We start from the raw sequence: 13,823 nt of genomic DNA on the forward strand, positions 1-13,823 counted from the left end.
CCGAGGTTAGGAGGATCGATCCGCCTTCAGGACCGACACCGCCGCCTCGCTGTTATGGACATAGTCATTGGCGTCCGGCTGCTTTTGCACCAGCAGGATGAACAGCAGGTCGGTCAGCGTGAGTTGCGCATCGCGCGCGGTGATCGATGAGGAACGCGCGCGCTCCTCATCGGCGATTGTGTAGAGGCGGATGTCGGCGACGCGGCTCAGCGGATTGTCATGCAGGCCGGTGACGGCGATCACCGTCGTGCCGCGCTTGCGAGCAAGCTCGGCAATGCGCAAGGTTTCGATGCTGGCGCCTGAATAGGAGAGAGCGAACAGCACGTCGCCGGGTCCGAGCGTCGAGGCATTGGCCATCTGGATATGGCTGTCGCTGTCGTGCAGGACGTTGCGGCCGAGTTTCAACAGCTTGTAGGAGAAATCGCGCGCCACCAGCGAGGAGGCGCCGACGCCGACCAGATGAATGCGTCGCGCGCCATCCAGCTTTTCCAGCGCCCTGGAGATGATCCGTTCGCTGTTGGCGGCGACGGTCTGCTGCATCGACAGAAGCTTGCTGCCGATCAGCTTCTTCAGGATGACCTGGTAGCTGTCGCCGACCTCGATCGAGCCGTGGATCATTCCGGCCGGCACCTGCCATTCCTGCGCCTTGGCCTCGCTAACCGCGAGCTTGAGCTCCTGGTAGCTGGCATAGCCGAGCTTCTGGCTGAATTTGACGACGCTCGACTGGCTGCGCCCGATCTCGGCGGCGAGAGCCGCCGTCGACAGGCGCAGCATCCGGTCGGGATTGCCGACGATGTACTGGCCGATCTCGCGATCGCCGGGCGCCATCATCTCGAGCTTGGCCTCGATCTTCTTGAGGACGGACATCGAATTCCCCTGCGGCGTTGACGATACCGGCCGATGGCCGATGATCGGCGGTCTAAGGAATAAATTATTCCAAATCCAATTGACAGCAAAGAATGATCGATCGACTGTCAAGTGTGTGCGGGCTTCGGTCAAGAATCGGCCTCGAAACTGCGCATTGAGTTATGCATGTCGTTACCCCAAAACCGCTGTGCACTTTTTGGGCGACATGCATTGGGCATGTCGGATCAGGTTCAAAGCCATGGACAAATTGCGGATCGTCGGTGGACGAAGGCTCGAGGGCGCGGTGACGATCTCCGGCGCCAAGAACGCGGCGCTGCCGCAGATCGCGGCCGCCTTGCTCAGCCCCTATCCGCTGGAGCTGACGAACCTGCCTGGTGTCACGGATGTGGCAGACATGCTTGGCGTGGTCGGTCTTCATGGCGCCGTGGTCACTAGATCTGGCCATGCCGCGACGATCGACACCAGCAAGGCCGTTTCCAAGGAGACATCGTACGACACGGTGCGGAAAATGCGCGCGACGGTGCTCGTGCTCGGCCCGCTGCTTGCCCGCTTCGGCCATGCCAGGGTCTCGCTGCCGGGCGGCTGCGCGATCGGCGCCCGGCCGGTTGACATGCATGTCGCGGCACTCGCCGCGCTTGGCGCCGACATCGCTATCGAAAACGGACTGATCGTCTCCGCGGCGCCGAACGGTTTGCGGGGCGCGCGCATCGTGCTGAGTTCGCCGTCGGTCGGGGCGACGGAGACCGCGATGATGGCGGCGACCACGGCCAAGGGCGAAACCGAAATCCTCAACGCGGCGCGCGAGCCTGAGGTGGCCGACCTTGCCGCTTGCCTCAACGCCATGGGGGCGCGGATCGAGGGCGCCGGCACGCATCGCATCCTGATCGAGGGCGGATCGAGCTGGCGCGCCGCCACGCACGACATCATCCCCGACCGCATCGAGGCCGGCACCTATGCGGTCGCGGCCGCCATCACCGGCGGCCAGCTCGAGCTGACCCATGCGCGGCTCGAGCACATGGCATCGGTCGTGCAGCTTCTCGAGGCCACCGGTGTGAAGATCTGGCCTGGCGATCGCGGCCTGATCGTGTCGAGGGATGGGCCGCTCAAGGCGGCCGACCTGACGACGGAACCATATCCAGGTTTCCCAACGGATCTGCAGGCCCAGTTCATGGCCTTGATGTGCTGCGCCGACGGCGCTTCGCTGCTGCGCGAGACCATTTTCGAGAACCGCTTCATGCATGTGCCCGAACTGATGCGGCTCGGCGCCAATATCAAGCTGCAAGGCACCATGGCGCTGGTGCGCGGCGGCGAGAGGCTCAAGGGCGCGCAAGTGATGGCGACCGATCTGCGCGCTTCCGTCTCGCTGGTGTTGGCGGCGCTGGTGTGCGAAGGCGAAACGACGATCAACCGGGTCTATCACCTCGACCGCGGCTATGAGCAGCTCGACCGTAAGCTGCGGCTGTGCGGCGCCGAGATCGAGCGGATCAGCGCATGAGCGCCGGCTCGGGATCGCCGCATTTCTTCCTCGGCGTCGATGGCGGCGGCACCGGTTGCCGTGCCCGCATCGAGGACGAGACGGGCACAGTGCTGGGACAGGGCCTGTCGGGCCCGGCGACGACGCGGCTCGGCGTCGACGCAGCCTGGGCATCGGTGGCGAGAGCCTTTGGCGCGGCGATCGACGAGGCAGGTTTCGGCAACAGCGAGATTGCCCGGATCCGGGCCGGCATCGGTCTTGCCGGCATCGGCCGCAAGGGCGCGCTGGAAGCGTTGACGGCAGTCGCTCATCCCTTCGCCAGCATCGCCTTCGTCAGCGACGGCGTCGGCGCCTGCCTCGGCGCGCATTCGGGCCGCGACGGCGCCATCGTCATTGCTGGCACCGGCTCGATCGGCCTCGGCTTCGTCGAGGGGCGCGATCTGCGCGTCGGCGGCTACGGCTTTCCGATGTCCGACGAGGGCAGCGGCGCCGATCTCGGTCTGAAGGCGGTTCAACTCGCCTTGCGAGCCCATGACGGAAGGCATGAGCGGACGGCGCTGCTGAGCGAAGTCATGCAACGCTTCAAGGACGATCCGGTCGAAGCGGTCGCCTGGATGGACCGCGCCACAGCGACCGACTACGCTGCCTTGGCGCCGATGGTGATCCGCCACGCCGACCAGGGCGACGCGGTCGGGCGGCGCATCGTGCAGAGCGCCGCCGAACACGTCGACACATTCGTGCGGGTGCTGTTCGAAAAGGGCGCGCCACGGGTGACGTTGCTGGGAGGGTTGTCCAGCCCGCTCGAACCCTGGCTTGCACCCGATGTGCGCCGGCGGCTGAAACCCGCCGATGGCGATGCCGTTTCCGGAGCAATCATCCTGGCCAGGAAGTCGCTCCATGCCAGCTAGCGCGGTAGGAATATTTTATTCCAATATCTCGTTGACACTACGAATATCCAATTCTAAAAAGTTAACGAGACGGAAACCAAACCGCCGACACGAGAAGCCAATGTTTCGCCGGTACTGGTCAAGGTCGCGCTTTGCGTCACATTCCTGCTGACGGCATGAAGTTTGAAAGCAAGTGGATGAGCGAACAAGCGTTGATGTCGGAGCTGGAGCGGCTGGTTTCCGAAGACCGGAATCCAGGGACGATGGATATCGACCTGCTGCCGACCGTCGACGTGCTGCGCAAGATCAATGACGAGGACAAAGGCGTTGCAGCCGCCGTCGAGAAGGTCATTCCTGATATCGCCGCTGCCGTCGACCGGATCGTGCTGGCGTTCCAGAAAGGCGCGCGGCTGATCTATCTGGGCGCCGGCACCAGCGGCCGGCTGGGCGTTCTCGACGCTTCGGAATGCCCTCCCACCTTCGGCGTGTCCGAGACCATGGTGCTTGGCCTGATCGCCGGTGGTCCCGACGCACTTCTGCGGGCCGCGGAAGGCGCCGAGGACGATCCGAGACAAGGCAAGAAAGACCTCCAGGAGATTGCACTGATGGCTGACGACGTGGTGGTCGGCATCGCGGTCAGCGGACGCACGCCCTATGTTATCGGCGGCCTGAACCACGCAAGAGAAGTCGGCGCGACGACCGTGGCGCTGTCCTGCAACCCGCGCTCGACCATCGCCGGCATTGCCGACATCGCCATCTCGCCGGTCGTCGGTCCGGAGGTTTTGACCGGCTCGACCCGGCTGAAGTCGGGCACCGCGCAGAAGCTGGTGCTCAACATGCTGACCACCGCCAGTATGATCCGTATCGGCAAGAGCTACCAGAACCTGATGGTGGACCTTAACCCTTCCAACAAGAAGCTGGTCGCACGTGCGGTCAGGATTGTCATGCAGACGAGCGGCTGCACGGCGCAACAGGCCCGTCATGCGCTCGAAGCGGCCGACAAGGATGTGAAGCTGGCGATCCTGGTGGTAACCACCGGCATGGAGGTTGAGGAGGCGCGCGAGGCGCTCGGCAAGGCTGGAGGCTTCCTGCGCAAGGCAATCAGCGAAAAGACGGTGTGAAGCCGCACGGAATTCTGGGCCGACATTCGGGGATACGTGTCCCTGTGAAGCGGTCCGGGGAACTGCAAATCAGGTTCGAACACCATGGGAGACGACAATGGTACAGCAACTCACGAGGAAACTGCTTTCCGGCATGGCGTTGCCTGCCGTCGCCTTGGCGGCGGTGCTCGGCATCGTGTCCGTTCCGATCCAGGCCAACGCGGCGACGCTGCACATGGCCTGGTCGCAGGACGCCACCGGGCTTGACCCGCACAAGCAGACCGCCTTTTCGTCGCTCAGGCTGCTGGAGCTGATCTACGAGCCGCTGGTCCGGGTCGATGCCAGCCTGCAGATCGTGCCGGCCATCGCCACGTCCTGGCAGTTCTCAGCCGACGGCAAGGAACTGACCTTAAAGCTTGATCCGAAAGCCAAATTCCAGAACGGCGCCACTGTCACGTCGGCAGACGTGAAGGCCTCCTTCGAGCGTATCCTCGATGAGAAGACGGGTGCAGCCGCCCGCGCCAATTTCCTGTCGATCGCCAGCATCGACACACCGGATCCGGCGACTGTGGTCTTTCATCTGTCGCAGCCGGACGTGCCGATCCTGACGGCGATGAGCGATGTCAACGCGGCCATCGTTCCGGCAAGCGAAATCGCCGCCGGCTCGGTCGGCACGAAAGCGATCGGCTCCGGCCCGTTCAAGCTCGACAAATGGGATCCGAACGCCAAGGAGGTGCTCAGCGCCAACAAGGACTGGACCGGTGGTGCAACCGGCGTCGACGGTATCGAAATCTCCGTGCTGCCGGACGAAACGGCGATCCTGGCGGCCCTGCGCACCAAACAGATCGACTTCGCGCTGCTCAACGACCCGCTGGTCGCCACGCTGGTGCCGAAGGAGGCCAGTCTGCAGCTCAACCGCGTGCCGGTCCTTGCCTATCACGTGCTACAGCTCAATCCGTCACGCAAGCCGATGACCGAGCTCAAGGTGCGCCAGGCGATCTCCTGCGCCATCGACCGGCAGGAAGTGCTGGATACCGCCTCGCTCGGCGAAGGCAAGGTCACGGGACCGCTCACCATCCCGGCCATGGCCACCGATCCCAGCCAATTGTTCTGCTACAAGCGCGATATCGAGAAGGCCAAGCAATTGATGAGCGAAGCCGGCTATGCCGACGGTTTTTCGGCGACCGTGATCGGCGCCACCGGCGAGCCACCGACAGCGGCGGCGGAAGCCCAAGTCATCCAGTCGCAGCTTGCCGAGATCGGCGTCAAGCTCGACATCAAGATGATGGAGCTCAACGTCTATGTCGACGCCTGGCTGAAGGGCGATTTCGACATGGCTGTGGCGCTGAACGGCGGCAGGGCGGATCCCTACACCATGTACAACCGCTACTGGACCAAGACAGGCAATCTGCAGAAGGTGGCCAACTATATCGACGACACGCTGGACCGCCAGATGCAGCAGGGCCGGGCCGAGACCGACCCGGCCAGGCGCAAGGCGATCTTCGCCGATTTCGAAAAGCACCTCGCCGAGGTTTCGCCGTGGATCTGGCTCTACACGTCCTACAGCTATACGGCGCAGCAGAAGAACGTCAGCGGCTTCGTGCCGACGCCGACCGGCACGCTGTTCAGCCTGAGCAAGGTCACGATCCAGCAGTAACGACGCATATGATCGGACGAGAGGTGTTCATCGCGTGACCTATCTGCTGCGACGCCTGGCGGTGTTTCCTCTCGTTCTGATCGGCGTCTCCATCGTCGTGTTCGTGGCGATCCGGATGGTTCCGGGCGATGCGATCACGGCGATGCTGGGGACCGAGGCCGGGCTGCTGACGCCCGCGCAACGTGAGGCGCTCGCCGCCTATTTCGGCATCGACCAACCCTGGTTCGTGCAGTATGGGCGCTGGCTCGCCGGCCTGCTGCACGGCAATCTCGGAATCTCCTCCACCTATGGCAAGCCGGTGCTCGAAATCATCCTCGAGCGCTTCCCGCTGACGCTCGAACTGGCGCTGCTGTCCATGATCATCGCTCTTGTCGTCGGCGTGCCGGCAGGCGTCTTCGCCGCCACGCACAATGAGAAGCTCTCCGACCTCGGCGTGCGCGTCGCCGCCATGATCGGCCAGTCGACGCCGAACTTCGTGCTGGCGCTCCTGATCATCTACACGCTGTCGGCCGGCTTTGGCGTGCTGCCGGCGATGGGGGAGTTCTCGCCGCTCTGGCGCGATCCCTTGCGCAATCTCGGCCAGTTGATCCTGCCCGCCATCACGCTCGGCTGTGCCTTCGCTGCTTCGGTCACCCGCATATCGCGTTCGGCCATGCTCGATGTGCTCAGCGACGACTATGTCCGCACTGCCCGCAGCAAGGGGGTCTCGGCACGTGGCGTGATCTGGCGCCATGCCTTGCCCAATGCGCTGATCCCGGTCGTCACGCTGAGCGGCATCGAATTCGGCTATCTCCTGGGCGGCGCCGTCATCGTCGAGCAGATCTATGCGCTGCCCGGCCTCGGCCGGCTGGTGCTGGACGCGATCCTGCAGCGCGACTATGCGCTGGTGCAGGGAGCCGTGCTGTTCATCGCCTTCAACTTCATGATCGTCAATCTCCTGGTCGACCTCGCCTATGTCGCGCTCGACCCGCGCATCCGGCTGGGGGAACAGTGATGCGCATGCTGCGGGCCATCTTCGCGCACCCAAGCGGCCGCATCGGCGGGTTCATCGTCGGTCTCTATCTGCTGCTTGCCGTGCTTGGCCTGCTCGGTCTGACGCCGCACAATCCGCTGATGCAATACCGGATCGACCGGCTGCATGCGCCTGACAGCACCTACTGGATGGGCACCGACCTGTTCGGCCGCGATGTGGCGAGCCGGCTGATGATGGGCATCGGCCAGTCCTTTATCGTCGCCTTCTTTTCGGTCGCTTTCGCCGCGCTCGCCGGCACTGTCCTGGGACTCGCTGCAGCCTGGTTCGGACGCCGCTGGGACGGCATCGTCATGCGCGTCATGGACGTGCTGCTGGCGTTCCCGGCAATCCTGCTGGCGCTGCTGATCGTCGCCGTCGCGGGACCCGGAACCTGGACCAGCATCGTCGCCATCGCCATCGTCTACACACCGATCTTCACGCGGGTGGTGCGCGGCCCTGCCTTGTCGCTCAAGGCACGCGAATTCGTCGACGCCGCGCGCACGTTCGGCAGCAGTTCAAGCTACATCGTGACGCGGCACCTGCTGCTCAATCTGGTGGCGCCGTTGACCGTCCAAATTACGCTGGCGCTGGCCTGGGCGCTGCTGACCGAAGCCGGCTTGAGCTTTCTCGGGCTCGGCACGCAGCCGCCCGCGGCGTCCCTCGGGCTGATGCTGAGCGACAGCCGCAACCTGATGGAAACGGCACCCTGGCTGATGATCTTTCCCGGTATCGCCATCATGATCAGCATCCTCGGCTTCAACCTGCTGGGCGATGCCTTGCGCGACATATTCGACCCCAGGATGCGGAGGGCGCTCGCGTGATCCCGCTGCTCTCAGTATCCGGTCTCAGCGTGGGTTTCGGCCGCACGCCGCAAGCCAATGAGGTGGTGCGCGGCGTCAGCTTCGAGCTTGCCGACGGCGAGACGTTGGCCATCGTCGGCGAAAGCGGTTCGGGCAAGTCGGTCACCGCGCTGTCGATCAATCGCCTCGTCGATTTCGGTGGCGGCCGCATCACCGGTGGCTCGATCAAGCTCAAGCGCGCCGACGGCAGCGTCCTCGACCTGACGGCGGCGAGCGAGCCGCAACTGACGAAGATCCGCGGCGCCGAAATCGGCATGATCTTCCAGGAGCCGATGACCTCGCTCAACCCGGTGCTGACCATCGGCACGCAGATCGAGGAATCGTTTCGCCTGCATCGCGGCCTGACCGGCCGGCAGGCAACGGCGGCAGCCAAGGAGGCGCTCGACCGCGTGCGCATTCCCGATGCGGCGCGACGTCTGAAATACACACCGAACCAGCTTTCCGGCGGTATGCTGCAGCGGGTGATGATCGCCACGGCACTTGCCTGCAATCCGCGCCTGCTGATCGCCGACGAGCCGACCACCGCACTCGACGTCACGGTGCAGGCGCAGATCATGGCGCTGCTCGCCGAGTTGAAGCGCGAAACCGGCATGTCGATGATCTTCATCACTCACGATATCGGCCTCGTCGCCGGGATCGCCGACAAGATCATGGTGATGCAGGGTGGAGTGGCCGTCGAGCAAGGTGAGCTGAACCAGATCCTCGACCAGCCGCGGCACGCTTACACCCGGCATTTGCTGCAGGACGTGCCGCATTTCGCCAGCGGCCGCGCCACGCGTTCAGACGGACGGCGCGACAAGGCACTGGACACCGAGCCGGCGCTGAAGGTGAACGACCTCGTGGTGCGGTTTCCCGTCAAGTCCGGTTTCTTTGGCCGCGCCACGGGCGCCGTGCATGCCGTCGATGGCGTCGATTTCGACCTGATGCCAGGCGAGACCCTGGCCATCGTCGGCGAGAGCGGTTCGGGAAAGTCGACCACGGCGCGCGCGGTGCTTGGGCTGGTCAGATCGACACGCGGCAGCTTCTCCGCCAGTGTGCGCAAGGCTACCGCCGGGCAGAGCGCGCTGCCCATCCAGATGGTGTTCCAGAACCCCTATGCCTCGCTCAATCCCAGGCTCACCATCGAGAGCATTCTCGCCGAGCCTATGATCGCCACCGGCGGCCGTCTCGGTTCGGCGGCGCGGGCGAAGATGGCGACGCTGCTCAAACGCGTCGGACTGCCGGAAAACAGCCTCGAACGATACCCGCACGAATTTTCGGGCGGCCAGCGGCAAAGGCTGTGCATCGCCCGCGCGCTGATGCTCAATCCGTCCGTCGTCGTGCTGGACGAAGCGGTCTCAGCGCTCGATGTCTCGGTGCAGGCCCGGGTGCTCGAGCTGCTGGTCGACCTGCAGCGCGAATTCGGGCTGGCTTATCTCTTCATCTCGCACGACATGGCGGTGGTAGAGCGCATCGCGCACCGGATCGCTGTCATCTATGCCGGCCAGATCGTCGAGATCGGCGATGCGAGGTCCGTGCTGTCTGCGCCGAAGCACGCGTACACGAAGAAGCTGATCGCGGCTGTGCCGGCCATCGACCGGCGGCGCGAGCGTTTCGAACTGGATACGCGGCAAGTGCCGTCGCTGGTGCGGCCGCTGGGCTTTGAACCTGCTCCGGCGCGATGGGAGCAGTTTGGGGTGGATCATCGGGTGAGGGTTGAGGCGTGATGCGTGTCGCCCAGAAGTGCGCAAGGTCGGCAGGACAGAGGGGGGTGGGAAGGATCGCCAACTTTTCAGTTTGACAACTGGGGAGGTCGACATTGACCGCCCTCGCCCACCTCTTCGATCGTGCCTTCCAGCCGCTTGATGCGGCGGTTTCTGCCAAGCGTATCCCCGGCGGGGTGCTCGGGATTGTCGACCGTGGTGGAGCCCGGATTGTCAAGTCGGTGGGCTCGGCTCAAATCGTGCCTGAAGTCAGACCGATGCATGAAGGCACCTGGTTCGATCTGGCATCGCTGACCAAAATCATCTTCACGACGCCGCGCATCCTGGCGCTGGCCGAAGAAGGCGTCATCGATCTCGATGCGCCGCTGATTTCCGCCCTGCCCGACCTTCGCCAGTATGACGAAAAGGCGTGGGAGCGGAAGGTGACGTTTCGCCAGTGCCTCGGCCATCAGACGCCCTTCCCCGCCGTAGCGCCGATCTACACCTATGGCCGTGATCCGGAGTTGCTGCGCGCCTTCATCCTGCAACGCGAATGGCAGGCCGGACAGAAGGTCTATTCCGATATCAATTTCATCCTGCTCGGCTTCGCGCTGGAGCGTCTGTCGGGAAAGACCATTCGCACCATGAACCCTGGCCCGGGCTTCGCCTTCTCCGCCGAGCCCGGTCAAGCAGCGGCGACGGAGGACTGCACCTGGCGTCATCGCGTACTCTGCGGCGAAGTCCATGACGACAATTGCTCGGCGCTGCAGGGCGCCGGTCACGCCGGCCTTTTCGGCACGGCGGCGTCGATCCTCGACTTCGCGCAAGGGCTGCTCACCGGAACCGGCGCCTCGCCGGCTTCGATCGCGCTGATGCGCACGCCGCTGTCCGCCACCCGCACCCATGGCTGGGAGCGCCCTCACGAAAACTGGTCCGGCGGCGGGCTGTGCAGCCCCGGCACGATCGGCCATACCGGCTTTACCGGCACCGGGCTGTGGATCGATTTCGACAAGGGCAGGGCATGGACCTTGCTCGCCAACCGGATCCATCCGACACGTCATTTCAACAGCGGGATTGCCGCGCTTCGCCAGTCGGTCGGCGATCTCGTCAATGGAGCTTAGATCATGATTGCGAAAAGTGGAGAACCAATCTGGGCCGTCGGCCTGATGACCGGCACCGTGCTTGACGGCAATATCGACGTCGCGCTGATCAAGACCGACGGCGAGCGCATCGCGGATTTCGGCACCTATACGCTGGCGCCCTACCCGCAATCGATCCGCACCTTGCTGGAGGAGACGCTGCGCCAGGCAAGGGTGTGGAACTTCACCGGGCCGGAACCGGCGATTTTTCGCGAGGCCGAAGAGGCGCTGACGCGGGCCCAGTCCGCGGCGGTGAAGGACCTCGTCGAAAGCTATGGGCTGACGATGGCCAACATCGGCGTGGTCGGCTTCCACGGCCAGACCGTGCTGCATCGCGCGCCGCAGGCCGGGCGGCTCGGCGAGACCCGCCAGCTCGGCGACGGCGAATTGATGCACGCCATACTGAACACCAAGGTCGCCTACGACTTCCGCTCGGCCGACATGCGCGCCGGCGGGCAAGGCGCGCCACTGGCGGCCGCCTACCACACCGCGCTCTTGCGCGCGGCGGACGCCAGCGGCGACATGGCGGTGCTCAATCTCGGCGGTGTCGCCAACATCACCTGGTGGGACGGCAAGGACAATGTGATTGCCTTCGACACCGGTCCGGCCAATGCGCCGCTCAACGATTTCATCAAGGCGAAAGGGCTTGGCGACATGGACCGCGATGGCGCGATGGCAGGTGCCGGGGCCGTGAACGAGGCGCGGCTGGCCGAGCTGCTGCAACATCCCTATCTGACCAAACCCTACCCGAAATCGCTCGACCGTTTCGACTTTGGCGCGGCGATGGCCGACGGGCTGGATGCAGAAGATGGCGCGGCAACGCTGACGGCCTTCACAGCCGCTGCCGTTGGCAAGGCGCTCGACCTTCTGCCGCATCGGCCCAGGAAGCTGGTCGTCAGCGGCGGCGGTCGGCATAACCCGACGATGATGGCAATGCTTGCCAGCCGCGCCGGCGTCGAAGCCGTACAAGCCGAGACGCTCGGCTGGAAAGGCGACGCGGTTGAGGCGGAATGCTTTGCTTTCCTGGCGGTGCGCGTGCTGCGCGGCCTGCCGATCAGTTTCCCGAGCACAACCGGCGTGCCACAGCCGATGCGTGGCGGACGGCTCGCCGGCTGATCAAGCGGCTGGCAGCGTCTTCTGCAGGAAGATGCGACTGCGGCCGACGGGAAAGTCAGGCAGCGTGCCGAAGGGCCGATAGCCCTGGCGCTCATAGGCTTTCGCCGCCTTGGGATTGAACGTGTCGATCAGGGCGCCATGGCAGCCGCGCGCGACCGCTTCCCGCTCGGCAGCCTCCAGCATGTTGCCCGCCATGTGCTGGCCGCGCAGCCTTTCGTCGACCCAGAGCCATTGCACATAGAGCCAGCCCCAGGCGGTGTAGCCCGAAATGCCGGCGACGACCTTGCCCGCTTCGTCGCGGACGAAGACGGCGAGCGCCTTTCGCCGGGAAGCGCCGACATCGCTGTCGTTGAAGGCGGTGAGCCGCTCGCCGAGAAAGGCGAGTTCCTCCGGAGAAGGGTCCGCGGTGGTCTCAAGCGTCGTCTTCATCGCATGTCCAGATCGGAGCGGGACACTCCGTTTAGCGAAGGACAGGACGGGGACGCAAGCTTGCCGGCGAGCGACGGCAGGGCAATCGCTTCAGCTCGGTGCTGCCCCTCACCTGCCTGCCGGCATCCTCTCCCCGTATAGCGACGGGGAGAGGGACGCTCTCATCAACGGTTTCGCCAATCACCAGAGTTGCAGAAAGGATGCCAAGGTTGCGGCCAGCCTCTTTCTCCCCGTCACTATACGGGGAGAAATGCCCGGCAGGGCAATGAGGGGCAGCGCCGACTTCGACAATTGGCAGGTCGAGTGCTGGCTTTTGTCTGAAGCGATTGCCCTGCGAATCGCCGCAAGCTTCCACGCCTATCTGGAGCGCGGCGAACGCCATGCCGCCGCAAAGGCCGCGACCAGCATGAGCACCGCCGCCACTGTCGCGCATGCCGCAAAACCAAAGCTGGAATAAAGCGGCCCGAAGCCGGTCGTGCCGACAAAGACCGCAAGATAGGTCACCGAACTGTTCAGGCCCATGATGGTGCCGCGACACGACGGATCGAGCGCGGTGAGACGCATCACCAGCACGTTCAGCCCGAAATGGTTGGCAAGGCCCCAGATGGCCACCATCGCCAAGGTCAGGCCGAAGCTGGTGCTGGCTGCCGCCATCGCGACATAGACGATGGCGACCAGAAGATAGGCGAAGGGCATGACGCGCCGCGCGCCGAGGCGATCGATGACGCCGTCGAGAAGTGCCGCCGCGCCGAAGCCGACGCCATAGGCAAGTGCGGCCCAGCCATTGGCGCTGACGGGCTCGCCCAGGCCTTGATGAAGATGATCGCCGATATAGCCATAGACGCCATAGAAGGCGGTCATGAAAGCGCCACAGGCGACCAGAAGCGGCACGATGCCCGGCACGGCCAAGGCGCTGAGCGGCGTCGGCGCCGGGCCGCTCTTTCTGACATCGCTGAGCGAGGTCAAAGTCAGGCCGGCCACGGCAAGGGCCGCAAGCAGCGCGACGGCGGCGAAAACGGCGCGCCAATGCACGAGATCGGCAAGCACGGCCGACAGCGAGACGCCGGCCACCATGGAGAGCGTCCAGCCGGTCAGCACGACGCCGATGGTGCCGCTTTCGCGGCCAGGCGGCGCGATCGCCGCGGAACTGGCGTAGATGGCCGGCATGGCGACGCCGGCGGCGATGCCGGCGACGGACTGGGCGGCGACAAGCGCGATCACCGTCGGCGCCAGCGCGCTGGCGACAAGTGCCATCGCCAGGAGCAGCAACGCGCCCTGGAGCATGCGGCGTGCGCCGACGCGGTCGATGTAACGGGCGAGGAACAGCGCGCTTGCCGAGGTGCCGAGGCCGAAGGCGGCGGAGGCGATCATGACCGCCGGCACGCTTGTTCCAAAGGATATCGCCACCGCCGGCGCAATCGGACCGAGGACCAGCGAGTTCGAACCGATGACGGCGATGCAGCCGGTCAGGAGGTAGGCGAGCGCCGGAATGGGCGGCCTTGCTGCCAATGTTGCGACTTGATCACTGTTCGACATGGGGCAATAATGGCCGTATCAAATTCCGTATCAATAAGGAATTTCAATATGGATGAAGAAACAG

12 protein-coding genes are annotated in these 13,823 nt (G+C 64.7%); 9 read left to right on the plus strand and 3 right to left on the minus strand.

The features are described from left to right. Positions 1-6: 6 nt before the first annotated feature. Positions 7-867: a MurR/RpiR family transcriptional regulator gene (locus CN311_RS01605; RefSeq protein ID WP_097571693.1), complete on the minus strand. Its 861-nt coding sequence runs from the start codon at positions 865-867 to the stop codon at positions 7-9. 238 nt (positions 868-1,105) lie between these two features. Here CN311_RS01605 and murA point away from each other — a divergent pair, with 238 nt between their 5' ends. From murA to CN311_RS01650, 9 genes are all read left to right on the plus strand, one after another. Next, positions 1,106-2,362 (plus strand): UDP-N-acetylglucosamine 1-carboxyvinyltransferase, encoded by a 1,257-nt coding sequence (murA, locus tag CN311_RS01610; protein ID WP_097571694.1) that lies wholly within the window; start codon positions 1,106-1,108, stop codon positions 2,360-2,362. Further along, on the plus strand, positions 2,359-3,249 hold the full coding sequence (locus tag CN311_RS01615) for a glucosamine kinase nucleotide-binding domain-containing protein (protein ID WP_097571695.1): 891 nt from the start codon (positions 2,359-2,361) through the stop codon (positions 3,247-3,249). The genes murA and CN311_RS01615 overlap by 4 nt, the downstream gene beginning before the upstream one ends. A gap of 176 nt (positions 3,250-3,425) precedes the next feature. Continuing rightward, positions 3,426-4,349, plus strand: a complete 924-nt coding sequence (gene murQ / locus CN311_RS01620; RefSeq protein WP_097571706.1) for an N-acetylmuramic acid 6-phosphate etherase — start codon at positions 3,426-3,428, stop codon at positions 4,347-4,349. Between the two features lie 97 nt (positions 4,350-4,446). Continuing rightward, positions 4,447-5,985: an ABC transporter substrate-binding protein gene (locus CN311_RS01625; RefSeq protein WP_097571696.1), complete on the plus strand. Its 1,539-nt coding sequence runs from the start codon at positions 4,447-4,449 to the stop codon at positions 5,983-5,985. Positions 5,986-6,019: 34 nt separating this feature from the next. After that, complete coding sequence (locus tag CN311_RS01630) at positions 6,020-6,979, plus strand: ABC transporter permease (protein ID WP_097571697.1); 960 nt, start codon at positions 6,020-6,022, stop codon at positions 6,977-6,979. Continuing rightward, complete coding sequence (locus tag CN311_RS01635) at positions 6,979-7,818, plus strand: ABC transporter permease (protein ID WP_097571698.1); 840 nt, start codon at positions 6,979-6,981, stop codon at positions 7,816-7,818. Before CN311_RS01630 ends, CN311_RS01635 begins: the two co-directional genes overlap by 1 nt. Next, positions 7,815-9,563 carry an ABC transporter ATP-binding protein gene (locus CN311_RS01640; protein ID WP_097571699.1) on the plus strand — a complete coding sequence of 583 codons (1,749 nt, stop codon included), beginning with the start codon at positions 7,815-7,817 and terminating at the stop codon, positions 9,561-9,563. Before CN311_RS01635 ends, CN311_RS01640 begins: the two co-directional genes overlap by 4 nt. A 92-nt stretch (positions 9,564-9,655) precedes the next feature. Further along, positions 9,656-10,660, plus strand: coding sequence for a serine hydrolase domain-containing protein (locus tag CN311_RS01645; RefSeq protein ID WP_097571700.1), 1,005 nt, complete (start codon positions 9,656-9,658; stop codon positions 10,658-10,660). A 3-nt stretch (positions 10,661-10,663) separates the two neighbouring features. Next, the gene (locus CN311_RS01650) at positions 10,664-11,794 is read left to right on the plus strand and encodes an anhydro-N-acetylmuramic acid kinase (RefSeq protein ID WP_097571701.1); all 1,131 of its coding nucleotides are present in this window, start codon (positions 10,664-10,666) and stop codon (positions 11,792-11,794) included. On the opposite strand, the gene CN311_RS01655 is transcribed toward CN311_RS01650, so the two are convergent. Next, positions 11,795-12,223, minus strand: a complete 429-nt coding sequence (locus CN311_RS01655; protein WP_097571702.1) for a GNAT family N-acetyltransferase — start codon at positions 12,221-12,223, stop codon at positions 11,795-11,797. A 357-nt stretch (positions 12,224-12,580) separates the two neighbouring features. After that, on the minus strand, positions 12,581-13,759 hold the full coding sequence (locus tag CN311_RS01660) for an MFS transporter (protein ID WP_097571703.1): 1,179 nt from the start codon (positions 13,757-13,759) through the stop codon (positions 12,581-12,583). Between the last annotated feature and the right edge of the window lie 64 nt (positions 13,760-13,823).

It is taken from the genome of Mesorhizobium sanjuanii (assembly GCF_002529485.1).
Taxonomy (GTDB): domain Bacteria; phylum Pseudomonadota; class Alphaproteobacteria; order Rhizobiales; family Rhizobiaceae; genus Mesorhizobium; species Mesorhizobium sanjuanii.

What these genes read in the sequence shown, in the direction of transcription:
- CN311_RS01660 (WP_097571703.1), bottom strand. Translation starts at nt 13,759, where the DNA reads ATGTCGAACAGTGATCAAGTCGCAACATTGGCAGCAAGGCCGCCCATT.
- murA (WP_097571694.1), top strand. Translation starts at nt 1,106, where the DNA reads ATGGACAAATTGCGGATCGTCGGTGGACGAAGGCTCGAGGGCGCGGTG.
- CN311_RS01635 (WP_097571698.1), top strand. Translation starts at nt 6,979, where the DNA reads ATGCGCATGCTGCGGGCCATCTTCGCGCACCCAAGCGGCCGCATCGGC.
- CN311_RS01615 (WP_097571695.1), top strand. Translation starts at nt 2,359, where the DNA reads ATGAGCGCCGGCTCGGGATCGCCGCATTTCTTCCTCGGCGTCGATGGC.
- CN311_RS01650 (WP_097571701.1), top strand. Translation starts at nt 10,664, where the DNA reads ATGATTGCGAAAAGTGGAGAACCAATCTGGGCCGTCGGCCTGATGACC.
- murQ (WP_097571706.1), top strand. Translation starts at nt 3,426, where the DNA reads ATGAGCGAACAAGCGTTGATGTCGGAGCTGGAGCGGCTGGTTTCCGAA.
- CN311_RS01605 (WP_097571693.1), bottom strand. Translation starts at nt 867, where the DNA reads ATGTCCGTCCTCAAGAAGATCGAGGCCAAGCTCGAGATGATGGCGCCC.
- CN311_RS01655 (WP_097571702.1), bottom strand. Translation starts at nt 12,223, where the DNA reads ATGAAGACGACGCTTGAGACCACCGCGGACCCTTCTCCGGAGGAACTC.
- CN311_RS01625 (WP_097571696.1), top strand. Translation starts at nt 4,447, where the DNA reads ATGGTACAGCAACTCACGAGGAAACTGCTTTCCGGCATGGCGTTGCCT.